The sequence below is a fragment of the Achromobacter sp. 01N37 genome (assembly GCF_056399725.1).
The window spans coordinates 1-22884 of the sequence record NZ_JBFTRX010000012.1 but is presented as its reverse complement, the minus strand read 5'-3'; the positions used below and the strand labels follow the sequence as shown (position 1 = coordinate 22884).

The 22884-nt window shown below is 63.8% G+C and carries 18 protein-coding genes, 2 rRNA genes and 1 other RNA gene; 2 read left to right on the top strand and 19 right to left on the bottom strand.

The window, feature by feature from the left end:
• Positions 1-33: 33 nt before the first annotated feature.
• From ftsA to rnpB, 14 genes are all read right to left on the bottom strand, one after another.
• On the bottom strand, positions 34-1260 hold the full coding sequence (ftsA, locus tag AC1DSJ_RS22200; protein ID WP_006217473.1) for a cell division protein FtsA: 1227 nt from the start codon (positions 1258-1260) through the stop codon (positions 34-36).
• 4 nt (positions 1261-1264) lie between these two features.
• On the bottom strand, positions 1265-2089 hold the full coding sequence (locus AC1DSJ_RS22195) for a cell division protein FtsQ/DivIB (RefSeq protein ID WP_054420453.1): 825 nt from the start codon (positions 2087-2089) through the stop codon (positions 1265-1267).
• A 12-nt stretch (positions 2090-2101) separates the two neighbouring features.
• Entirely contained in the window at positions 2102-3052 is a 951-nt protein-coding gene (locus AC1DSJ_RS22190) for a D-alanine--D-alanine ligase (RefSeq protein WP_054420446.1), read from the bottom strand.
• Complete coding sequence (gene murC, locus AC1DSJ_RS22185) at positions 3049-4455, bottom strand: UDP-N-acetylmuramate--L-alanine ligase (protein ID WP_054420445.1); 1407 nt, start codon at positions 4453-4455, stop codon at positions 3049-3051. The genes AC1DSJ_RS22190 and murC overlap by 4 nt, the downstream gene beginning before the upstream one ends.
• Positions 4452-5528: an undecaprenyldiphospho-muramoylpentapeptide beta-N-acetylglucosaminyltransferase gene (gene murG / locus AC1DSJ_RS22180; RefSeq protein ID WP_441370484.1), complete on the bottom strand. Its 1077-nt coding sequence runs from the start codon at positions 5526-5528 to the stop codon at positions 4452-4454. Before murG ends, murC begins: the two co-directional genes overlap by 4 nt.
• Positions 5525-6718, bottom strand: a complete 1194-nt coding sequence (ftsW, locus tag AC1DSJ_RS22175; protein ID WP_476760394.1) for a putative lipid II flippase FtsW — start codon at positions 6716-6718, stop codon at positions 5525-5527. The genes murG and ftsW overlap by 4 nt, the downstream gene beginning before the upstream one ends.
• On the bottom strand, positions 6715-8247 hold the full coding sequence (gene murD, locus AC1DSJ_RS22170; RefSeq protein ID WP_441370483.1) for a UDP-N-acetylmuramoyl-L-alanine--D-glutamate ligase: 1533 nt from the start codon (positions 8245-8247) through the stop codon (positions 6715-6717). Before murD ends, ftsW begins: the two co-directional genes overlap by 4 nt.
• On the bottom strand, positions 8244-9413 hold the full coding sequence (gene mraY, locus AC1DSJ_RS22165) for a phospho-N-acetylmuramoyl-pentapeptide-transferase (RefSeq protein WP_054420438.1): 1170 nt from the start codon (positions 9411-9413) through the stop codon (positions 8244-8246). Before mraY ends, murD begins: the two co-directional genes overlap by 4 nt.
• Positions 9403-12261: a bifunctional UDP-N-acetylmuramoyl-L-alanyl-D-glutamate--2,6-diaminopimelate ligase MurE/UDP-N-acetylmuramoyl-tripeptide--D-alanyl-D-alanine ligase MurF gene (murF, locus tag AC1DSJ_RS22160; RefSeq protein ID WP_441370482.1), complete on the bottom strand. Its 2859-nt coding sequence runs from the start codon at positions 12259-12261 to the stop codon at positions 9403-9405. The genes mraY and murF overlap by 11 nt, the downstream gene beginning before the upstream one ends.
• Positions 12258-13988 (bottom strand): peptidoglycan D,D-transpeptidase FtsI family protein, encoded by a 1731-nt coding sequence (locus tag AC1DSJ_RS22155; protein WP_054420435.1) that lies wholly within the window; start codon positions 13986-13988, stop codon positions 12258-12260. The genes murF and AC1DSJ_RS22155 overlap by 4 nt, the downstream gene beginning before the upstream one ends.
• A complete protein-coding gene (gene ftsL / locus AC1DSJ_RS22150; protein WP_054420433.1) occupies positions 13985-14275 on the bottom strand; it encodes a cell division protein FtsL in 291 nt (96 codons plus the stop codon). Before ftsL ends, AC1DSJ_RS22155 begins: the two co-directional genes overlap by 4 nt.
• Positions 14275-15372: a 16S rRNA (cytosine(1402)-N(4))-methyltransferase RsmH gene (gene rsmH, locus AC1DSJ_RS22145; RefSeq protein WP_054420432.1), complete on the bottom strand. Its 1098-nt coding sequence runs from the start codon at positions 15370-15372 to the stop codon at positions 14275-14277. Before rsmH ends, ftsL begins: the two co-directional genes overlap by 1 nt.
• A 7-nt stretch (positions 15373-15379) precedes the next feature.
• The gene (gene mraZ, locus AC1DSJ_RS22140; RefSeq protein WP_006226256.1) at positions 15380-15808 is read right to left on the bottom strand and encodes a division/cell wall cluster transcriptional repressor MraZ; all 429 of its coding nucleotides are present in this window, start codon (positions 15806-15808) and stop codon (positions 15380-15382) included.
• A 366-nt stretch (positions 15809-16174) separates the two neighbouring features.
• Positions 16175-16580: RNase P RNA component class A (rnpB, locus tag AC1DSJ_RS22135), an RNA gene on the bottom strand.
• A 132-nt stretch (positions 16581-16712) separates the two neighbouring features.
• Here rnpB and AC1DSJ_RS22130 point away from each other — a divergent pair.
• Entirely contained in the window at positions 16713-18539 is a 1827-nt protein-coding gene (locus tag AC1DSJ_RS22130) for an ATP-binding cassette domain-containing protein (protein WP_054420431.1), read from the top strand.
• A gap of 170 nt (positions 18540-18709) precedes the next feature.
• On the opposite strand, the gene pyrC is transcribed toward AC1DSJ_RS22130, so the two are convergent.
• On the bottom strand, positions 18710-19774 hold the full coding sequence (gene pyrC / locus AC1DSJ_RS22125; RefSeq protein ID WP_420840197.1) for a dihydroorotase: 1065 nt from the start codon (positions 19772-19774) through the stop codon (positions 18710-18712).
• A gap of 10 nt (positions 19775-19784) precedes the next feature.
• Entirely contained in the window at positions 19785-20978 is a 1194-nt protein-coding gene (locus tag AC1DSJ_RS22120; RefSeq protein ID WP_006226253.1) for a M20 aminoacylase family protein, read from the bottom strand.
• Positions 20979-21125: 147 nt separating this feature from the next.
• Between AC1DSJ_RS22120 and AC1DSJ_RS22115 the strand changes: the two genes are divergently transcribed.
• Complete coding sequence (locus AC1DSJ_RS22115; RefSeq protein ID WP_008160134.1) at positions 21126-21404, top strand: SWIB/MDM2 domain-containing protein; 279 nt, start codon at positions 21126-21128, stop codon at positions 21402-21404.
• Positions 21405-21912: 508 nt separating this feature from the next.
• Here the strand turns inward: AC1DSJ_RS22115 and AC1DSJ_RS22110 are convergent.
• From AC1DSJ_RS22110 to rrf (AC1DSJ_RS22100), 3 genes are all read right to left on the bottom strand, one after another.
• Entirely contained in the window at positions 21913-22278 is a 366-nt protein-coding gene (locus AC1DSJ_RS22110; protein ID WP_054420429.1) for a DUF4870 family protein, read from the bottom strand.
• 207 nt (positions 22279-22485) lie between these two features.
• Positions 22486-22598: ribosomal RNA gene (rrf, locus tag AC1DSJ_RS22105) — 5S ribosomal RNA — on the bottom strand.
• Between the two features lie 184 nt (positions 22599-22782).
• A 5S ribosomal RNA gene (rrf, locus tag AC1DSJ_RS22100) occupies positions 22783-22884 on the bottom strand; the annotation flags it as partial.

Here is a 22884-nt window from a genome sequence, read left to right as displayed (position 1 = left end):
TCACACCAAGGAGCAGGCCCCTACCTGCACCTTTCAATTCATAAACCATTCCTTCATGCGCGCCAGCAGGCTCTTGAAATTGCCGGTCTGGGCGGCGACCTTGCGGCCGCGCACACGCTGCATCCGTGCTTCCTGCAACAAGCCCATCACCGTCGAGAAGCGCGGATTACGCATCACGTCAGCCAGGCTGCCTTCATATTCGGGAACCGCCACGCGCACCGGCTTCAGGAACACGTCCTCGGCCAGTTCGATCATGCCGGGCAGTTGCGCCGACCCGCCGGTCAGGACCACGCCCGAGGCCAGCAAATCTTCGTAGCCGGAATCGCGCACCACCTGCTGCACCAACGTGAACAGTTCTTCGACGCGCGGCTCGATCACGGCGCCCAGCGCCTGGCGCTTCACTTGGCGCGGGCCACGGTCGCCCAGGCCCGGCACTTCCACGGACTCGTCCGGGCTGGCCAGCACCTGCTTGGCCACGCCGTAGCGCAGTTTGATTTCTTCAGCGTCCGGCGTCGGCGTGCGCAGCATGGCGGCGATGTCGTTGGTGATCTGGTCACCGGCAATCGGCAGCACCGCGGTGTGGCGGATCGCACCGCCGGTGAAGATGGCGACATCGGTCGTGCCGCCGCCGATATCCACCAGCACAACGCCCAGTTCTTTCTCGTCGGCAGTCAGCACGGCCAGGCTGGATGCCAGCGGTTGCAGGATCAGGTCTTGCACTTCCAGGCCGCAGCGGCGCACGCACTTGACGATGTTCTGCGCGGCGCTGACCGCACCCGTCACGATGTGCACGCGCACTTCCAGGCGCAGGCCGCTCATGCCGATGGGCTCGCGGATGTCTTCCTGGCCGTCGACGATGAACTCCTGCGTCAGCACATGCAGCACCTGCTGGTCCGTCGGGATGTTCACCGCTTTGGCGGTCTCGATGACGCGGGCAACGTCGGTGGCGGTGACTTCTTTGTCCTTCACAGCGACCATGCCGCTGGAATTGAAGCTGCGGATATGGCTGCCGGCAATGCCGGTGTAGACGTCGCGAATCTTGCAATCTGCCATCAGCTCGGCTTCTTCAAGCGCGCGCTGAATGGAATTCACAGTGGTCTCGATATTGACGACCACGCCCTTGCGCATGCCGCGCGATTCGTGCTGGCCCAGGCCGAGCACTTCGAATCGCCCTTCGGGCAAAATTTCAGCCACCACAGCCACCACCTTGCTGGTGCCGATATCGAGGGCGACGATAAGGTCCTTGATGTCACGGGTCATGGCGTTAGCGTTTCTTGGGAGGTTTCGGTGTGGATTTGGATTTGGTTTCCGACGCGGGCAACGGAGCCAGCGCCAGGGCGAAACCATTCGGATAGCGCAGGTCGGCCTGCGTGATGGTGCGCCCTTCCAGGCGTCCCGACACGGCGGGCCACGCCTGCACAAAGCGTTGAATTCGGGCCGCGAACGGCAGCGCGCCGGGCAGGCCATGCGGGTCCGGCGCATCGGCGCCCGGATCGCGGCCCAAGTCCAGCATCATGCCGTTGGACAACACCACCCGCCAGGCGTAGCGCGGGCTGAGCTCCAGCTGTTTGACGTGCATGTCCAGCGGCGCGAACCAGCGCGCCAGCTCGGCGTAGCGCTGCACGACGAGCGGCTCCGTGCCCTCGGGCCCGGAGAACTGCGGCAGTACGGTTTCGTCGTCCACCTCGCCCGTGTTCGCCGTGAACGCTTCGCCCCAGGTGTTGATCATCTGGTTCTCGTTCCACAGCGCAAGCGGCTGCTGTTCCTCGATGCGCACGCGCAGCACATTGGGCCAGATCCGGCGCACGGTGGCATGGCGCACCCACGGCACCGATTCGAAGATCTCGCGCGCGTCGTCCAGGTCCACCGTGAAGAAGTTGCCCTTGAAGCGCCCCGCGATGGCGGATCGCACCGCTTGCGGAGACACATAGTGCAGCTCGGTGTCCGGCATCGATTCCAGCTCGATGGCCGTCAACGTGAAGAACGGGCGTTGCGCTACCCACACCACGCCCGCGATGAGCATGGCGCAAACCGCCAGCACGGCTAGCGTGTTGGCGATCAGGTTGGTAGTACGAGCGTCGTTCCACACGGATTATCCAGGTCAAGCGTTACGCGCGGCGCTGTGCACTTTGCACGACGCCTCAGACAAAATTGCCACGCACAGATCGGCGTAGCTGATCCCAACGGCCTTCGCGGCCATCGGCACCAAAGAATGGCTGGTCATGCCAGGCGAGGTATTCATTTCAAGCAGCCACGGCCGGTTGTTGCGGTCGAGCATGAAGTCGGCGCGGCCCCAGCCTTCGCAGTTCAGCGCCTGATAGGCCTTCACGGCAATGGCGGCGACTTCCTCAGCCACGCCGTCCGGCAGCGTCGCCGGGCAGAAGTACTGCGTGTCGTCCGAGAAATACTTGTGTTCGTAGTCGTAGTTGCCGCCGGGCGCCGCGATCTCGATCACGGGCAATGCGCGTGCGCCCTTGCCTGCACCCAGCACGGCCACGGTCAGTTCGCGGCCGGTGATGAATTGTTCGGCCAGCACAACGCTGTCAAAGCGCGCGGCAGCCGCGTAGGCTTCCTTCATGTCGGAATAGCCCACCACCTTGGTGATGCCAACGGTGGAACCTTCATGCGGCGGCTTGATGATCAGCGGCAAGCTCAGACGGTCGGGCACCAGACGAAGTTCCGTGTCGGCGTCCAGCACTTCAAAATCAGGCGTGGGCAGACCAATCTGTTGCCACACGCGCTTGGTCATGGTCTTGTCCATGGCCAGCGCGGACGCCATCGGGCCGCTGCCGGTGTAAGGAATGCCCAGCAATTCCAGCGCGCCTTGAATCGTGCCGTCTTCACCATAGCGGCCATGCAGCGCGATGAAGACGCGGTCGAAGCCTTCGGCGGCCAGCTCGGCCAGGCTGCGTTCCCCCGTGTCGAACAGGTGCGCGTCCACGCCGGCGCTGGCCAGCGCCTGCTGCACGCCCTTGCCGGACATCAGCGACACTTCGCGCTCGGCGGAACGCCCGCCGTACAAGACACCCACTTTGCCGAATTGCGTGCTCATGCCAGCTCTCCTACTTGGCCAGGGACTTTGCTGATCGAACCCGCGCCCATCACAATCACCACATCGCCATCGCGCACGAAGTCCACCACTGCCTGGGGCAGCTCGGCCACGTCTTCGACGAACACCGGTTCCACCTTGCCGGCCACACGCAGCGCGCGCGACAGGGCGCGGCCGTCTGCGGCCACCAGCGGCGGCTCGCCGGCCGAATAGACCTCGGTCAACAACACCGCGTCGGCTGTGCCCAGCACGCGCACGAAATCTTCAAAACAATCACGCGTCCGCGTGTAGCGATGCGGCTGGAACGCCAGCACGATGCGGCGATCAGGCCAGGCGCCGCGCGCGGCGGCCAGCGTGGCGGCCATCTCAACGGGGTGATGGCCGTAGTCGTCGATGACGGTGAATGTGCCGCCGCCATGGCTGGCCGGCACGGGGAATTCGCCCGTCTGCGTGAAACGGCGGCCCACGCCCTTGAAGGCGGCCAGCGCGTCGCAGATGGCGTCGTCGGACACGCCCAGTTCCGTTGCCACGGCGATTGCGGCCAGGGCGTTGCGCACGTTGTGCAGGCCCGGCAGGTTCAGCACCACTTGCAACGGCGGCAGCAGCGTATCGCGGTGCGTGCGCTGCACGTTGAAGCGCATGCGCGTGCCTTCCGGCTGCACTTCATAGGCGCGCACTTGTGCGTCTTCGTTCAGGCCGTAAGTGGTGATCGGCCGCGACACGAAGGGCATGATCTCGCGCACGTTCGCATCGTCAGAGCACAGCACGGCGCTGCCATAGAACGGCAGGCGCTGCGTAAATTCGATGAACGCACTTTTCAGGCGCGCCACGTCATGGCCGTAGGTGTCCATGTGATCGGCATCGATGTTGGTCACGATGGCCATCACCGGCAGCAGATTCAGGAAGGACGCGTCGGACTCGTCGGCCTCGACCACGATGTAGTCGCCCTGGCCCAGGCGCGCATTGGCGCCGGCGGAGTTCAAGCGGCCGCCAATCACGAACGTCGGGTCCAGGTCACCAGCGGCCAGCACGCTGGCCACGAGGCTGGTGGTGGTGGTCTTGCCGTGCGTACCCGCCACGGCGATGCCGCGCTTCAAACGCATCAGCTCGGCCAGCATGATGGCGCGCGGCACCACGGGGATGCGCGACGCGCGGGCGGCGATAACTTCAGGGTTGTCACCCGCCACCGCCGTGGACGTCACGATGGCGCCCGCCCCCGTGACGTTGCTGGCCACGTGGCCGATCGCGATCTTCACGCCCAGGCTGGCCAGACGACGCGTCACAGCGGACTCGTTCAAGTCGGAGCCGCTGATGGTGTAGCCCAGGTTGAGCAGCACTTCGGCAATGCCGCTCATGCCCGAGCCGCCGATGCCTACGAAATGGATATGTTGAATTCTGTGTTTCATGATGAACGCCCCGCTGCTTGTTCACAGACGTCGGCGATATGCGCTGCCGCTTCCGGGTGCGCATGCGCGCGGGCACGGATGGCGACGGCTTCCAGTTCTTGTCGGGTACGCTGGGCCAGCCAGTCCGCCAGCCACTCGGGCGTCAAGGCGGTCTGCGGCTGGAGCCAGGCGGCCTCGGCGTCGCTCAAGAAGCGCGCGTTGGCGGTTTGATGATCATCGATGGCATGCGGGAACGGCACGAACAGCGCGGCGACGCCAGCGGCCGCCACTTCGGACACCGTCATGGCCCCCGCGCGGCAGATCACCAGATCCGCGTCGCCCAAGGCGCCCGCCATGTCATCGATGAACGCGCGGCAATCAGCCTCTACGCCCGCTTGGGCATAGGCCTGCTGCAACGCGGGCAAATGTTGTTCGCCAGCCTGATGGATGGCCATCGGACGGCTCTCTTGCGGCAAGCGCGCCAGCGCTTGCGGAACGGTCGTGTTCAGCGCCTGCGCGCCCAAGCTGCCCCCCACGACGAGCACGCGCAGCGGGCCCGTGCGGTTGGCGTAGCGCGTGGCCGGGTCCGGCAGCGCGCACAAGTCGGCACGCACCGGGTTGCCCATGGCTTCGCCCTTGGGCAGCACGCCGGGGAACCCGCTCAACACGCGGCGCGACATCTTCGCCAGGCACTTGTTCGCGGTGCCTGCCACGGCATTCTGTTCATGCACCACCAGCGGCGTGCCGCGCAGCGCAGCAATCACGCCGCCCGGGAACGCCACGTAGCCGCCCATGCCCAGCACCACGTCCGGGCGCACATCCGACAAACGCGACCACGCTTCTCCGAACGCGCGCAACAGCAGGAAAGGCAGCTTCAGCAGCGCGGATGCGCCCTTGCCGCGCACGCCTTGAAAGCGCAACGGCACCAGTTCGATGCCGCGCGGCGGCACGAGCTTGCCTTCCATTTTGTCGGGATTGCCCAGCCACAGCACGCGCCAGCCACGCTCGCGCAGCACATCGGCAACCGCCAGGCCCGGCATGATGTGTCCGCCGGTGCCGCCGGCCATGATCAGGATGGTGCGGGCCGCGGTCATACTCGCCCCCCACGCATCATGACGCGGTTTTCCACGTCGACCCGGATCAGCATGGCCAAGGCGCACAGGTTCATCACCACGCCCGAACCGCCATAGCTCAYCAGCGGCAGSGTCARMCCCTTGGTGGGCAGCAGGCCCAGGYWCACGCCCATGTTGATGAACGACTGCACGCCGAACCACATCGCCACGCCATGCGCCACCAGGCCCGCGAACGTGCGTTCCATGGCGATGGCCTGACGGCCGATATCGAAACCGCGATAGATGATGATGGCGAACAGCGTGATCACCGTCATCACGCCAATAAAGCCCAGCTCTTCGCCCACCACCGCCATCAGGAAGTCGGTGTGCGCTTCGGGCAGGTAGTGCAGCTTTTCAACGCTGGCGCCCAGGCCGACGCCGAACCATTCACCACGACCCAAGGCAATCAGCGAATGCGACAGCTGATAGGCGCTGCCGTAAGCGTTGTCTTCGTTCCAGGGGTCCAGGTAGGCAAACAGGCGCGCACGGCGCCACGGCGACAACCAGATCAGCATCAGGAACGTGCTCACCAGCACGGCCAGCAGGCTGCTGAAGTATTTGCCGTTGATGCCGCCCAGGAACAGGATGCCGATGGCGATGGCCACGATCACCATGAACGCGCCCAGGTCGGGCTCCAGCAGCAACAGCATGCCCACACCGGCCAGCGCGAACGCCATCGGCAAGAAGCCGCGGGCAAACGCCTGCATGTGCTCTTGCTTGCGCACGGTGTAATCGGCGGCGTAGAGCAAGGCGGCCAGCTTCATCAATTCAGACGGCTGGAAGTTCAGCGGACCCAGCGGAATCCAGCGGTGCGCGCCGTTGACTTCACGGCCGATGCCGGGAATCAGCACCGCCACCAGCAAGATCATCGACACCACGAACAGCGGCACCGCCATGCGCTGCCAGACCCGGATGGGAATGGCCAGCACAACGGCGCCCGCGACCAGCCCGGCGCTGACGAACAGGCCGTGGCGGATCACGAAGTAATAACGCCCATAGGACGCGTAACGCGGGCCGTCGGCCAGCGCGATCGACGCCGAATACACCATCAGCAAGCCGAGCAGCAACAGCGTCGATGCCGCGATGACCAGCGGCAGATCGAAGTTGCGCATCTTGGTACGGCCGGGCCGTACGGCATTGACGCTGGCGGTGAGATCGGCGATCAGGCTCATGCCACCTCTCCACGGTCGCGGGCCAGGTCTTCGACCTCTTCCACGAACACCTGCCCGCGATGCGGGTAGTTGCGGAACATGTCCAGGCTGGCGCAGGCGGGCGACAGCAGCACGGCGTCGCCAGGCTGCGCCAATTCGGCTGCGCCGCGCACGGCATCATGCAACGATTCAACGGTGATGCAGTTGACGCCCGTCGGCGCCAGCACGCGGCCAATTTCGGGGCCATCCACACCGATCAGCATCACGGCGCGCGCATGACGCGACACTACCGGGATCAGCGGAGAAAAATCCTGGCCCTTGCCCTGGCCGCCGGCGATCAGCACCACCGGTTGGCCCAGGCCTTCCAGGGCGGCGACGGTGGCGCCCACGTTGGTGCCCTTGCTGTCATTGATGTAGTCGACGCCGCCAATCTGGCGCACGAAGGCCGCGCGGTGCGGCTCGCCCGCGTATTCACGCAGCGTGCGCAGCATGGCGCCCCAGCCCAAGTCCAGGCAGCGCGCCAGTTGCAAGGCGGCCAGCGCATTCAGGGCGTTGTGGATGCCGCGGATGCGCAGGGCGTCCACCGGCATCAGGCGGCTCATGCGGCCGTTGGCGCGCACGGGTTCGGGTGCATCTTTCTTGCGGCGCACGGGCGGCGCGGGTTCGTCGAAATCGCTGGGCTCGGAAGCCACCAGCCAAGCTACGCCCTGCCCCAGTTCCAGGCCCATGTCGCCGACCAGTTCCGGCATGTCGCGGCCAAAAGTGCGCACATTCAGCGCGTTCACCGTCGGCACCATGCGCAGCGTCATCGGGTCATCGCGATTGACGATGGCGATGCGCGCCATCTTAAAGATGCGCGCCTTGGCCTCGGCATAAGCGTCCATGCCGCCATGCCAGTCCAGATGATCTTGGGTGACGTTCAGCACGACGGCGGCGTCAGCCTTCAGCGACTGCGTCGTTTCCAGCTGAAAGCTGGACAGTTCCAGCACCCAGACTTGCGGCAGCGCGTCGTTGTCCAGCGCATCCATCAGCGCGGTCAATGCTGCCGGGCTGATGTTGCCAGCCGCCACAACGGTCAGGCCGCTGGCGTCGATCAAGTCACGCGTGAGCGCCGTCACCGTGGTCTTGCCATTCGTGCCCGTCACGGCCAACAGGCGCGGACGGTATTCACGCGTCTCGGCCAGATCGGCCAGTGCGCGCGCAAACAACTCAATTTCACCGACGACTTCGATGCCGCGGGCTTTCGCCTCGCGCAGCAGCTCGGCGGCGGGCGGTAGCGCGGGCGCCAGGCCGGGGCTCAGCACCACCTGGTTCACACCATCCAGCAACGCCACGTCAAAGGACGCGTCGCAGCCCAAACGGTATTCCACATCGCTTTGCGCCAGCGCGTCACGCAGCGCGGCAAGGCCGCCCGGCTCGGCGCGTGTGTCGGCCACGCGCAAGCCGGCGCCCAATCGGGCGCACCAGCGAGCGGCGGCGACACCCGTCTCGCCCAATCCGAGGATCAGGACGAGCGGCGCGTCAGCGCGGGAGGGTTCAATCGTATTCATCGCAACTTCAGCGTAGAGAGGCCGATCAGCACCAGCATCATGCTGATGATCCAGAAACGCACAACCACCTGGGTTTCTTTCCAGCCACCCACTTCAAAGTGATGATGCAACGGGGCCATGCGGAATATGCGTCTACCTGTTCCATAACGTCGCTTCGTGTACTTGAACCAGGTCACCTGGATCATCACCGACAGCGTTTCCACCACGAACACGCCGCCCATGATGAACAGCACGATTTCCTGGCGCACGATGACGGCGATGGTGCCCAGCGCGCCGCCCAGCGCAAGCGCGCCGACGTCACCCATGAAGACCTGCGCCGGATACGCGTTGAACCATAAAAATGCCAAGCCCGCGCCCCCGATCGCCGCGCACAGCACCATCAATTCCGAGGCGCCGGGAATATACGGGAACAGCAGATATTTGGAATAGTCGACGCGGCCGACGACGTAGGCGAAGATGCCCAACGCGCTGCCGACCATCACGGTCGGCATGATGGCCAGGCCATCCAGGCCGTCGGTCAGGTTCACGGCGTTGCTGGTGCCGACAATCACGGCCCACGTCAGCGCCACAAAACCCAGCACGCCCAGCGGATAGCTCACCGATTTGAAGAACGGCACGATCAAGTCGGCACGCGTGGGCAACGCCATCGTGAAGCCGCTGCCTACCCAGGCCTTGAACAGCGGCCACAATTCAGTGTTGGCGGGCGCGGACACGGCAAACGCCAGATACACGGCGGCGATGATGCCGATCGTGGCCTGCCAGAAGAATTTCTGCCGTGCGGGCATGCCTTCCGGATCGCGATAGACCACCTTGCGGTAATCGTCCATCCAGCCGATCCAGCCGAAGCCGAACGTCACCAGCAGCACGACCCACACGAAACGGTTGGTCCAGTCCGCCCACAGCAAGGTGCTGATGGCGATGGAAATAAGGATCAGCACGCCGCCCATCGTGGGGGTGCCGGTCTTGACCAGATGCGTTTCCGGACCGTAGGCGCGCACGGCCTGGCCGATCTTCATTTCGGTCAACTTGCGAATCACATGCGGACCGGCAACCAGGCCGATCAGCAACGCCGTCGCGCACGCCAGCACGGCGCGCAAGGTGATGTATTCGAACACGCCCAGGGCGCGTACATCATCAGAAAGCAGACGGGCGATTTCAAGCAGCATGGTGCTCTCCCTGCCCCTTGGCCGCCGTCGCGTCATTCATAGAAAAAGCCGTCACTACCCGCTCCATGCGCATAAAGCGCGATCCCTTTACCAATACGCAGGACGCGCGCAAACCGCGCAAGGCGGCAACCACTTCGTCTACCGATGCGCAGGCGTGCGCGCCAACACCGAATGCGGCCGAAGCCGCCTGGCTGGCGTCGCCTAGCGTGATCAGCGCGTCAAGCCCATGCTCGCGCGCGTAATTGCCCACCTCGGCATGCAAGGCGGGGCCGTTGTCCCCGATTTCACCCATGTCGCCCAGCACCAAAACACGCTTGCCGGCGATGCGCGCCAACACGTCGATGGCCACGCGAACGGAATCGGGGTTGGCATTGTAGGTGTCATCAATGAGCAACGTTCCGTCACTCAAATGTTTGTGCTGCATGCGGCCCGCAACGGGGACAAATCCCGCCAGGGCGCGCACCGCGCAATCCAGCGGCGCACCCGCCGCGATGGCGCTGGCGATTGCGGCCAGCGCGTTGCGCAGGTTGTGCAAACCCGGTACCGGCAACACCAGATCGGCCACGCCGACGGGCGTGACGACGCGGCAGCGCGTGGTGCCGACATCGGCCAGAATGTGTTCCGCATACACATCCAGGCCGGGCTGCAAGCCAAAGCGCAGCACGCGGCGCGGTTCGGCCAAGGCGTCCCAGATGGCGGAGTACGGTTCATCGCCGGGATACACGGCCACGCCGTCATCGGGCAGCGCAGCAATCGCCGCGCCGTTTTCGTGCGCCACCGCTTCCACGGTGTGCATGAATTCCTGATGTTCGCGTTGCGCGTTGGTCACCAGCGCAACCGTGGGCGCGGCCATGGCGGCCAATTGCGCGATTTCGCCCGGGTGGTTCATGCCCAGTTCGAAGACGGCAGCGCGGTGCTCGGTGCGCAAGCGCAACAGGGTCAGCGGCACGCCGATGTCATTGTTCAGATTGCCGGCGGTGGCCAGACGGCCGGCCTCGCCCTGCCATTCGGCCAACATGGCCGAGATCATTTCCTTGGTGGTCGTCTTGCCGTTGCTGCCGGTCACAGCCACCACGGGCAGCGTGAACTGCGCGCGCCAGGCCGCGCCGATGCGCATCAGCGCAACGCGCGTATCGCCCAGCACCAGTTGCGGCAGCTTGGCGTCGCCAACGGCATGCGCCACCACCGCCGCACATGCGCCACGGCCTTCGGCCTGATCCAGATAGTTGTGCGCGTCAAAGTTCTCGCCCACCAGCGCAACGAACAATTCACCCGTGCCGATGCGGCGGGTGTCTGTCGACACGCCCTTGACCTGCGGCAGCAGCAGCGCCAGCCGTGCCCACTCGCGGTCATCAAAGGGCAGCTTTTCGCCGCCAATATCCTGATAGGTCTCGTGCCCCTTGCCCGCCAGCAGCACCACGTCGTCGGGCGACGCGGACCAGATGGTCTGCATGATGGCGCGTGCGCGATCCACCTGAACGTCGGCTTTTGCGGCTGCGGGAATGCCCGCCAGGATCTGCTCGACGATCGATTCAGGAGATTCCGTGCGCGGGTTGTCGCTGGAGACTACGACGTGGTCAGCCAGCTCTGCGGCAATGCGGCCCATCTCGGGGCGCTTGCCCGGATCACGCTCGCCGCCGCAACCAAACAGGCAGATCAAGCGGCCGGACCGCGCCACGGCTACGGCGCGCAATGCGGTCAACGCACGCGACAGCGCATCCGGCGTGTGGGCGTAATCCACCACCACCAGCGGGCCGCCGCGGCCTGCCGGCGTCTGGGTCGAAACCGGCACCGTTTCCACGGTTTGCAAACGGCCGTCAACGGGGTCCGTCGCGGCCAGTTCACGCGCGATCTGCGCAAACGGCAGGCCAAGCTTGTACAGCACGCCCGCCACCAACAGCAGGTTCGACACATTGTGCGCGCCCAGCAGACGCGTCACGATCTGCGCTTCGCCGTGCGGCGACACCAACGTAAAGATCTGGCCCTGCGACGTGGCCTGAAGATCACGCGCGCGCATCGCGGCGGGAATCTCAGCCGCGTCGCTCAGGCTGTAGCCCATCGCCATGCCCGCGGGCATGCTTGCGATCAGGCGGCGGCCGGCTTCATCGTCGGCGTTGACGACGGCGGCAGTCAGGCCCGGCCAATTGAAAAGGCGCGCCTTGGCGGCCTCGTAGCGTTCCATCGTGCCGTGATAATCAAGATGGTCGCGCGTCAGGTTCGTGAAGGCGGCCAGCGCCACACGCACACCGTCCAGGCGGCCTTGTTCAATACCGATCGACGACGCTTCCATCGCCACGGCTTGCGCCCCCGCGTCGCGCATGGCGGCCAGGGTGCGGTGCACGGTCAGCACGTCGGGCGTGGTCAGGTCGCCGCCCAGCGTACGGCCATCGGGCAGCACGGCGCCCAAGGTGCCGATGGTGCCGCAAGGCTTGTCGTTGCGGCTCAGCGCGTGCGCGATCCATTGCACCGACGAGGTCTTGCCATTCGTGCCCGTTACCGCCACCACCGCCAACGCGGCCGACGGGCGGCCATACCACGTGTCAGCCAGCTCGCCGAGCAAGGCGCGCAGGCCGGTGACCGGCAGCATCGGCGTCTCGGCGGCGGCGGTCTGGATGGCGTCGTTGGCGGGGGCTTCAAACAGCACGGCGCTGGCGCCCAGCGCCAACGCCTTATCTATATAGAGACGGCCATCGCTGGACAGGCCCGGGCAGGCGACGAACACATCGCCCGGCTCGATATCGCGCGAGTCCAGCTTGAGGTGCGCGGTCAATGAGACGCGCGCATGCAACCACGCCACGGTTTCAGCAACCGTGGCGACAGGGGTAGAGAGGAAGCCTTTGGCGCTCATCTGCCTGGCTCCTTGAGACCAGCAACAATCGTGGATTCAAAAGGCGCGTCCGGCCGCACCCCCATCAGCCTCAAGCTCCCCCCCACGATGTGGGAGAACACGGGCGCGGCAATGGCGCCGCCGTAATAACCGCCGACCGTGGGTTCGTCGATGGACACCGCCACGACAATCTTCGGGTCAGACACCGGAGCGAAGCCCACGTATGAGCTCCGGTAACGCTGCATGCTGTACTTGCCATCCACGATCTTGCGCGCGGTGCCGCTCTTGCCGGCAACGCGATAGCCCTGCACCTGAGCGGCCTTCGTGCCTTCGGGGCCTGCCGCCGCTTCCAGCATCGCGCGCACCATGGCGGTGGTCTTGGGCGTGTAGATCTTGACGCTGGTGGGGTCGCTGTCGCGCTTGACCAGCGTCAGCGACACCATGTCGCCATTGCGGGCAAACACGGTATAGGCGCGCGCCACTTGCAACAGCGACACAGACAGGCCATAGCCGTAGGCCATGGTCGCCTTTTCGATCAGGCGCCAGCGGTCCCACGGACGCAGGCGGCCAGGGGCCGCGCCGGGGAATCCCACTTGGGGCGCCTGACCCAGGCCCAATTCGGTGAAGCGATCCCACATCTCGCGGGAATCCAGCTTCTCGGAAATCATCGTCATGCCGATGTTGCTGGACTTGCGCAGCACGCCCGCCACGTCCAGCGTACCGTTGCGGCTCACGTCGCTGATCGTGCTGCCTTGATACGAGAAGCGGCCATTGCCGGTCTCGAACAAGGTCGACGTCGTGATGCGGCCCAGGTCCAACGCCAGCGCGGCGGTGAACGGCTTCATGATCGAGCCGGGTTCGAAGGTATCGGTAATGGCTTGATTGCGCAGCTTGGAGCCGTGGAAGGACTCGCGCTTGTTGGGATCAAACGTCGGCACGTTCGCCAGCGCCAGGATCTCGCCCGTGTGCACGTCCACGACCACGGCGGTAGCGCCCTTGGCCTGGTGCTTGTCCATGGCGTCCTTCAATTCCTTGAACACCAGGTACTGCAAGCGGGTATCGATGGACAGGCGCAGATCGCGGCCATCAACCGGCAACGTGACGGCCTGCACGTCTTCAATGACGCGGCCCAGCCGGTCCTTGATGACGCGGCGGCTGCCGGGGCGGCCTTGCAACTGCTGGTTGAAGGTCAGCTCAACGCCTTCTTGCCCCTGATCTTCGACGCTGTTGAAACCCACCACGTGAGCCATCACGTCGCCGTCCGGGTAATAACGGCGGGTCTCGGGCTGCTGATGAATGCCGGGCATGCCCAGCTGCTTGATCTTGTCGGCCACATCCATGGCGACCTGACGCTTCAGGTAGACGAAGTTCTTGTCTTCATCGACCAGGCGGTGGCGCAGATCGGCCACGGGCGTTTCCAGCAACTTGGCCAGCGCGTCCATCTGCGCGGGCGTGCCTTGCTTGGCGTCTTCGGGAATGGCCCAGATGGCGCGCGCCGGCACGCTGGAGGCCAGCACGGCGCCATTGCGATCCGTGATCTTGCCGCGTGTGGCGGCAAGCGTCAGCGTGCGTTCGTAGCGGCGTTCACCCTGCTGCTGCAGAAACTCCGTCGACAACCCTTGCAGAAACAGCGCGCGGCCAGCCAGCACCGTGAACCCGCCAAACAGCAGGATCAGGACCAGGCGTGCGCGCCAAGTGGGCAATTGCCCGCGCAGTACGGGGTTGTCGAAGAAGGGAACGCGTTTCATTGCGCGCCTCCGGTTGCGGAGACGGGCGCTTGATTCAAGTACAGCGTGCGGTCCGGAACGATGGGGATCATCTTCAGGCCGTCACGTGCAATGACGTCCACCCGCGCATTGCGGGCGAGTTCGGCGCGGTCGAGTTGCAGGCGGCGCCAGTTGGTTTCAAGGTCGCGCGCTTGCGCCTGATCGCGTCCCAGCTCAACGAAGAGCTGGCGCGACTGATACCGGCTGGTGACCAGGGAAATGGCCGACAGCATCAGTAAAGCCGCAACGATCAGGTTGACACGACCCATTAGCGCCGCCCCCCTTTGCCGCCGCGCCGAGGCGGCGGAGCCAGGTCGCTGCCGGGCAGCGAGCCGATCTTCACAAACGCGAAACCGCCCTCGGGGGGCAGCGGCGTTTCGGTGCGTTCGGCAACGCGCAGGACAGCGGAGCGGGCGCGGGCATTGCCGGAGACTTCATCGTCTTCGGCCTGAACACGGCCCAGGGAACGCAGGACGGGCTGGGGCATTTCGCTTTCGCGCAGCGGCAGGCGTGCATGCGCGGCGGCCGGACGAGCCGCCGCCACGATGCATTGCTTGACCATGCGGTCTTCAAGCGAATGAAAGCTGATCACCGCCAACCTCCCCCCTGGGGCAAGCAGGTCTAGAGCTGCCGCGAGGGTGCGCGCGAGCTCTTCGAGTTCCCGATTGATGTAAATCCGTAGAGCTTGAAAGGTGCGTGTGGCCGGATGCTGCCCCTTTTCGCGCGTGCGGACGGCGCTGGCGACGCACTCGGCAAGCTCGAGCGTGGTGCGCAGCGGCCTTGTTGCGCGGCGAGCAGCAATCGCCTTTGCAACCTGAAAAGCAAACCGTTCTTCGCCATAATCCGCTATGACCTCCCGCATCTCATCCACACTGGCTTGCGCCAGCCAATCCGCCACCGTGGGACCACGAGTGGTGTCCATCCGCATATCGAGCGGGCCGTCTCTCATGAACGAGAAGCCACGCTCTGCGTCATCAATCTGAGGCGACGAAACGCCCAGATCCAGCATCACGCCATCAACCTTGTCGATGCCGAGCTGCTGCAATTCTTCTGCCATGGTGGCAAAGCCGCCATGAATAACCGTGACCCTGGGGTCCGCCGCCGCCAACGCATTGGCTACCGCGATCGCCTCGGGGTCCTTGTCGAACACCACCAGCCGCGCAGATTTGCCCAAACGCCCAAGCAGTTCGCGACTGTGCCCGCCGCGGCCAAAAGTGCCGTCGACAAACACACCGCGTTCCGCCCGCGTAGCCGTATCCGGCTCGGTCTGCGTGTGCGACCGTGTCGCGCCCTTGCCGCCGAAATCGGGCAGCAATAGTGCGTCCACCGTCGGCTCCAGCAGAACGGGCCGATGTTCGAATTCCATAAATTTTTCAGAACGAAAACTGGTTCAACACATCCGGCATACCCTTGGCCAAGTCCTCAGCCTCGCGGCTGGCCAGAGTAGCGGCGTCCCACAGCTCGAAGTGCGCGCCCAGACCGAGCAGCATCACATCGCGCGTCATACCGGAAGCGTTGCGCAGTTCAGGAGCGATAAGGACCCGGCCGGAGCCATCCAGTTCGACGTCCTGAGCGTTGCCCAGCAACAGCCGCTGCAACGCACGAGCCGTCATGGGAAAAGCGGCGATCTGTTCGCGCTTCTTTTCCCACTCCGGCCGCGGGTACACCAGCAAGCAGCCGTCAGGGTGGCGCGTCAGGGTCAGCCGGCCATCGGCCTGCGACATCAGCGCGTCACGATGCCGAGTCGGAATCGAAATCCGTCCCTTGGCATCCAGCGTGAGCGCGCTGCTTCCCTGAAACACCACTTTTACCCCACTTAATTGCACAATTTCCTACTATTTCCCACTCTACGGTATGGCACAGGGGCGGTCAAGCGCGTGGTTGCAATTTTTTCAATCACAACAAGGACTTAGATCAATATGTAAATCCGCAAAAAGAAAAACCTCCTAATAAATCAGGAGGTTGCGGCACACTCTACAAGTCCTTCTTCAGAAGTAGCGCCTAAGGATGACTTTGCATTGTTTTACGTGAGGCCGTATCGCCCGTAGTGACGAGGCTTCCCGCCGACCTTGCCGCGATAGGCTGCGAAAAAATTGGGGAAGCAGGCGCCGGACGCGGCCGAGGCCAGCCGGGCTCCCGGCCCGGCCAACTCGCGCGTGGAAAATTCGATGCAAGACGGGTCTATAGGCCGGATTCTGTACACCAGGTTGCCCTGGCGGACGATCATTCCTCTGCGCGGATCATTGCTGAGCCGCTCTAGCCACCTACCCGCATGCTTGGACGGAGCCGCCCTTCGCGACCCGAGGGCCGCACGCATGCCTATTTGATGTTGCTCCGGATAGAGGTTGCCGCGTTTCACCCTGCGACGCCGCCCTTCGTTGCCGAAGGGCGCGATACGGAGATGGCCGTACCTGTGCGTGCCATGCACGCCCGCTTCCCAGTCTCGTCTCTGTGGCCCTATTCCTCAGCCGCGCCCGAAGACGCAACCGGACGGCCGTTAGCCGTTACCCTGCCCTATGGAGTCCGGACCTTCCTCGATGGATTCGCATCCACCGCGATCGCCCGACCCGCCTTGCGGTTCGTATTCTATTACAGGTCACTGCTCTGTCCCCGTGGCGCGCGCCAGAAGTGTCGTCAAACAGCTTTACGGGGTTTCGGCGACAATACGCGCTGATCCGCTTAGACGCCGCACACACGAACTCCTACATGGCCCTCGCAACTCTCATCACCCTTACCGACATCCAGCTGGCCTACGGCCACCACCCACTGCTGGACCACGCCGATTTCGCCATCCAGGCCGGCGAACGTATCGGCCTTATTGGCCGCAACGGCGCCGGCAAGTCATCGCTGCTGAGACTGCTCGATGGCCGCACCCTGCCCGACGACGGCGACATCGCCCGCAACTCAGGACTGCGTGTCGCCACGGTCGAACAAGAGCCCGAACTGGACGAAAATGCCACGGTGTTCGATGTGGTCTGCAATGTGGAAGGCGACCACGAAGACTGGCAGCGCCCCTCCCGCGTGCGCTCCATGCTGGAAAAGCTGGGCCTGCCCGCGGATGCGCAGATCGCTGGCTTGTCGGGCGGCACCCGCAAGCGCGTCGCCTTGGCGCGCGCCCTGGTCGAAGAGCCCGATCTGCTATTGCTGGACGAGCCCACCAACCATCTCGACTTCGATGGCATCGCCTGGCTGGAAGACATGCTGCGCAGCTGGCGCGGCGCCGCGGTCATCATCACCCACGACCGCCGCTTCCTTGATGCCGTCACGACCCGCATTGTCGAACTCGACCGCGGCCGCCTGCTGAGCTTTCCCGGCAACTTCTCGCAATGGCAAGAGCGCAAGGCGCAATGGCTGGAGTCCGAGCGCCTGGAACAGGCTCGCTTTGACAAGCTGCTGGCGCAAGAAGAAGTCTGGATCCGCAAGGGCGTCGAAGCCCGCCGCACCCGCAACGAGGGCCGCGTGCGCCGCCTGGAAAGCCTGCGTGTCCAGCGCGCCGAACGCCGCGAACGGATCGGCGATGTGTCCTTGGCATTGGCCGAAGGTCAACGGTCCGGCAAGCTCGTGGCCGAACTCGAACACGTCGGCAAGACCTTCGGCGACAAGGTCGTGGTGGACGACTACACCACCACCATCCTGCGCGGTGACCGCATCGGCATCATCGGCCCCAATGGCGCGGGCAAGACCACCTTGCTCAAGCTGATTCTGGGCGAAATGCAGCCGGACACCGGCACCACGCGCCTGGGCACCAACGTGGCCGTTGCGTACTTCGACCAGATGCGTGCGCAGCTGGACGAAAACGCCTCGCTGGTCGACATCATCAGCCCGGGAAGCGAATGGGTTGAAATCGGCGGCACGCGCAAGCACGTCATGACCTACCTGGGCGACTTCCTGTTTTCGCCCGCTCGCGCCGGCTCGCCGGTGCGCAGCTTGTCCGGCGGCGAACGCGCCCGCTTGCTGCTGGCCCGCCTATTCGCGCGCCCCGCCAACGTACTGGTCCTGGACGAGCCCACCAACGACCTGGACATCGAAACCCTGGAACTGCTTGAAGAGTTGCTGCAGGAATACGCCGGCACCGTGCTGCTTGTCAGCCACGACCGCGCGTTCCTGAACAACGTCGTCACCCAGACCATTGCCTACGAGGGCAACGGACACTGGCGCGACTATGTCGGCGGCTACGACGAATGGGTCGCCCAACGCCCGGCGCCGGCAGCTCCGGCCGAGGACGCCGACGTTGCCGCCAAGCCAGCCGACGACAGCGCCGCGCGCGCCAAGGCTGCCCGCCCCAAGCCGGCCAAGGCCACCAAGATAAACGCCTGGGACTTGCGCGAACTTGAAGGCCTGCCAGACGCCATCGCCGCGCTCGAAGCGCAGCAGGCGGAACTCGCAGGCAAGCTGGCCGACGGCAGCCTGTACCGCGACGCCCCTGCGGAAGTCGAACGCATCAACGGTGAACTCGCCAAGCTGGAAAGCGAGTTGGAAGAGAAGTTTGCACGCTGGGAATTGCTGGAAGCACGCCGCGACGGCACGCTTTGAAGCCGTCGTCTATGTAGGACGCCTGTGTAGGTTGTCATGTAGGTCGTCTATGTGGGTCGTCTATATATATAGACGCTTTGCGACATAGCAAAAAATTCGGGGTGGACCGCATCTTGCCGTCCACCCCGTTTTTCATTGTCGACCGCGCATTTTCAGCGCAAGCCCGGTGCTCAGCAATGAGCGCGCCAGGCCAATGCTTCGCCGGCCGCCAGCGGAACCAGGGTCGTGTTGCCGAATGCCAGCTCGTCGGGCACTTGGTAAGTCTCGCGCACGAGCGTCAACGTGCCGGTGTTGCGCGGCAGGTCGTAGAAGTCCGGGCCATGGAAGCTGGCGAAGCCTTCCAGCTTGTCCAGCTTGCCAACGGCGTCGAACGCAGTCGCGTAGAGCTCCATCGCGTGCAGCGCTGTGTAGCAACCCGCACAGCCGCAAGCATGCTCTTTCAGGCCACGCGCGTGCGGTGCGCTGTCGGTGCCCAGGAAAAAGCGCGGGCTGCCACTGGTGGCCGCCTCGACCAAAGCCAGGCGATGCGTCTCACGCTTGAGGATCGGCAGGCAGTACATATGCGGACGCACGCCGCCCTGGAAAATGGCGTTGCGGTTGTACAGCAGATGCTGCGGCGTGATCGTCGCGGCGATCGGCCCTTCGGCGTCACGCACATACTCCGCGCCTTCCTTCGTGGTGATGTGCTCGAACACCACTTTCAGCGCCGGGAATGCGCGGCGCAACGGCTTCATGACGCGTTCAACGAAAATCGCTTCACGGTCGAAAACATCAATCGCCGGGTCCGTCACTTCGCCGTGCACCAACAAAGGCATGCCGCACTTCTCCAGCGCTTCGAGCGCCTTCGTGCACTTGCCCAGCAAGTCGGTCACGCCAGCGTCCGAGTTGGTGGTGGCGCCCGCCGGGTACAGCTTCACGGCATAGACCTGGCCGGACTCGTGCGCGCGGAAGATTTCTTCGGCGGACGTGTTGTCGGTCAGATAGAGCGTCATCAGCGGCGTGAAACCATCCGGGTTTCCGCCTGCCTTGCGCAGCGCTTCCAGGATGCGGCCGCGATACGCCAACGCCTGCTCGGTGGTCGTCACCGGCGGCTTCAGGTTCGGCATGATGATGGCGCGTGCGAATTGACGCGCGGTATCCGCCACCACGGCTTCCAGCGCAGCGCCATCGCGCAAGTGCAGGTGCCAGTCGTCGGGGCGGGTGATGGTGAGCTGAGTCGTGTTTTGAGTAGACATGAAAGGCTTCTTAATCTGCCAGCGGCATGCCCCGTTCTGCCAGCGCGCAGAACATCGCGCTGCCCAGGGGAATGACCGCATCGTTGAAATCAAAATGCGAGTTGTGCAGCACGCAGCCGGACTCGGCGCCGCCCTGGCCCAGCCGGAAGTACGCGCCGGGCTTGCTCTGCAACATGAAGGAAAAATCTTCGGAACCCATCGAGGGTACCAAGTCACGTACCACGTTTTCCTTGCCGATCATCTCGGTGGCGATATCGGCCACCAGATTCGCGTGCTGCGGCGTGTTCAAGGTCGCAGGATAGATGCGTTCGTAAATGAGTTCGGCCGTGCCGCCGAAGGCGCTGGCGATGGCAGTGACCAACTCGCGCATGCGCGTCTCGACCATCTCCTGCACGGATTTTCGGAACGTGCGCACCGTGCCAACCAGCTTGGCTTCGCGCGGGATCACACTCATCGCACCCGGATGGCCCGCCTGCATGGACCCGATCGACACCACAGCCGAATCCAGCGGGTTCACATTGCGCGACACGATGGTCTGCAACGCGGTGATGATCTGCCCGGCAATCGTCACCGGATCAATCGTCTGATACGGATGTGCGCCATGGCCGCCCCGGCCCGTAATCTGAATTTCGAAGCGGTCTGCTGCCGCCATCATCGGCCCGGGATTGATGCCGATGGTGCCGGGCCGGAGTCCCGGCCAGTTGTGCAAGGCATAGATCGCATCACACGGAAAGGTGTCGAATAAGCCATCCTCGAGCATGGCACGTGCGCCGCCACGCCCTTCTTCCGCTGGCTGAAAAATCAGCACGGCCGTACCGTCGAAATTGCGCGTCTGCGCCAGGTACTTTGCCGCGCCGATCAACACTGCTGTGTGGCCATCATGACCGCAACCGTGCATCAAGCCCGGCTTGGTGGACTTGTGGCCAAAGTCGTTGTCCTCCGTCATGGGCAACGCATCCATGTCGGCGCGCAGGCCGATCATGCGTCCGCTGTCGCAACGCTTGCCACGGATAACGCCCACCACACCGGTCTTTCCGATGCCACGGTGCACTTCAATCCCCAGCGCCTCAAGCGCGCCGGCCACGATCCCGGAGGTACGGACTTCTTCGAAGCCCAGCTCAGGGTGTGCATGCAAATCGCGCCGCAGCGCTGTCAACTCGTCATGAAAAAGCCGAATTGATTCCAACGGAGATCGTGCGTACATAGGAGGTTACAGAATGACGTGATAGAGGGGACGGTGCGCCCATTTTAGTTGCTACAGAGGATAAATGCCTTTGTCTTTACGAGAGAGACACGTTATGCTCCGGCCGCAGGACAATTTTTCCAACAGCCAGAGAAGGAGCGCCGCATTATGGCCACAACCTCCAAACCCGCGACCGCGCGCAAGCCGAACGCTGCATTCATGAAGCCCCTGACCCCCAGCGCCGAATTGGCCGCTGTCATCGGCTCGGAAGCCGTGCCGCGTACCGAGGTCACCAAGAAGATCTGGGAATACATCAAGAAGCACAACCTGCAAGATGCCAGCAACAAGCGCAACATCAACGCCGATGCCAAGCTGCTTCCGATCTTTGGCAAGGATCAGGTCACGATGTTCGAACTGACCAAACTGGTCAACGCACATCTGAAGTAAGCAGGCAAAGGGCGTACCCCGTACGTCCCTGCCTACTGAATTGTCGCGACGCCCTGGCTCACCGCCGGGCTAGCCCAACCCTCTTCGCGCAAGCGCTATTTTTCAGCGCAACCCTTCGCGCAAACCGGTCCTCCATGTTCTTTGGAGACGGCAAATTCCCGCATGATATCCATTCGATCAACTTCCATGATCGGCAAGCTGAGTGCGTCTTTTCAAGCCGCCTTTTCAAGCTGCCTTTCAAGCGGTTCGTGGCTACAGCCTGCGAAAGGCAACCGCCCTCCACTTGTGGCGCATGCACCCCGTATGCACGAGCGCTCGCAAGGCTCATAGAAGAGGCGCCAGCCGCACGCATGGACGTATCCCGAGCCCTACCCCACGGATGAGCGGCAAGGTCGGCAGGGCATGCCTGATACGCGCCGCACAGCAAACGCTTACGCATCAGTGAATGCCCGACGCGCAGACATGAAAAGGCCGGCGATATGCCGGCCTTTTTAACGTGCTGTACAGGTCAAGCGTACGTGGTTGGTGCACTGCCTTCCAGCAACGCCAGCCAACCTTTGATCAGCCGGTACAACACCCACACTACCGTCGCGATCAATCCGATCCAGCCGATGAAGATATACACCGCGATGCCGCTGATGGCGAGCCACAACATCGCCCACCAGAACGTGCGCAACATCCAGTCGAAGTGGGCGGCATATACCGTGCCGGCCGCATCGGAGCGCTTCAGGTACATCAGCACAACCGCAGCCAGCGTCGCAATGCCCAGAATTCCGCTCGTCAGGAAGCCCAAGGCGAACAAGCCATAAGCCACGTGGGTCAGCGTGCGCAGGTCTAACGTCGTACCGGGCACAGGGGTCTGGGGATCACTCACGATAACGCTCCAACGAATTGACTCGGTCAATCTTACCGCACAAACTCCGCCCGCCCACGGACGTTGTTATTTGTGCACATTCAACATTGGCGCGGCTCACAGCCTGATTGCCGAAGGTTGACGCACGAATTTTTGCGCCGAATTTCATGCGGCAAAGGCACAAAAACAAAGCCCCGCCGGGAACCGGCGGGGCTTTGCGAGATAAGAGCTTGACGATGACCTACTTTCACAGACGTCCGTCCACTATCATCGGCGCGAAGGCGTTTCACTGTCCTGTTCGGGATGGGAAGGAGTGGTACCACCTTGCTATGGTCGTCAAGCGTAACTGCTTGAGGGGTTGCCTGACTCATCAACCGCTCGAATTCTGGGTACTGCTTCAGCACTGCAACGAACACCCAACTACTCAAGTGATATCAGGTATCACCTAATATCACGAACACCTTGGGTTCTCACTATAAAAGACAAAACCCCACAGGGTTACCTGTGGGGTTTTGCGGAATAAAAGCCTGACGATGACCTACTTTCACAGACGTCCGTCCACTATCATCGGCGCGAAGGCGTTTCACTGTCCTGTTCGGGATGGGAAGGAGTGGTACCACCTTGCTA

Coding starts and splice junctions, on each gene's coding strand:
- ftsA (WP_006217473.1), bottom strand. CDS start 1,260: ATGACCCGTGACATCAAGGACCTTATCGTCGCCCTCGATATCGGCACC.
- AC1DSJ_RS22190 (WP_054420446.1), bottom strand. CDS start 3,052: ATGAGCACGCAATTCGGCAAAGTGGGTGTCTTGTACGGCGGGCGTTCC.
- murC (WP_054420445.1), bottom strand. CDS start 4,455: ATGAAACACAGAATTCAACATATCCATTTCGTAGGCATCGGCGGCTCG.
- murG (WP_441370484.1), bottom strand. CDS start 5,528: ATGACCGCGGCCCGCACCATCCTGATCATGGCCGGCGGCACCGGCGGA.
- murD (WP_441370483.1), bottom strand. CDS start 8,247: ATGAATACGATTGAACCCTCCCGCGCTGACGCGCCGCTCGTCCTGATC.
- mraY (WP_054420438.1), bottom strand. CDS start 9,413: ATGCTGCTTGAAATCGCCCGTCTGCTTTCTGATGATGTACGCGCCCTG.
- murF (WP_441370482.1), bottom strand. CDS start 12,261: ATGAGCGCCAAAGGCTTCCTCTCTACCCCTGTCGCCACGGTTGCTGAA.
- AC1DSJ_RS22155 (WP_054420435.1), bottom strand. CDS start 13,988: ATGAAACGCGTTCCCTTCTTCGACAACCCCGTACTGCGCGGGCAATTG.
- ftsL (WP_054420433.1), bottom strand. CDS start 14,275: ATGGGTCGTGTCAACCTGATCGTTGCGGCTTTACTGATGCTGTCGGCC.
- rsmH (WP_054420432.1), bottom strand. CDS start 15,372: ATGGAATTCGAACATCGGCCCGTTCTGCTGGAGCCGACGGTGGACGCA.
- AC1DSJ_RS22130 (WP_054420431.1), top strand. CDS start 16,713: ATGGCCCTCGCAACTCTCATCACCCTTACCGACATCCAGCTGGCCTAC.
- pyrC (WP_420840197.1), bottom strand. CDS start 19,774: ATGTCTACTCAAAACACGACTCAGCTCACCATCACCCGCCCCGACGAC.
- AC1DSJ_RS22120 (WP_006226253.1), bottom strand. CDS start 20,978: ATGTACGCACGATCTCCGTTGGAATCAATTCGGCTTTTTCATGACGAG.
- AC1DSJ_RS22115 (WP_008160134.1), top strand. CDS start 21,126: ATGGCCACAACCTCCAAACCCGCGACCGCGCGCAAGCCGAACGCTGCA.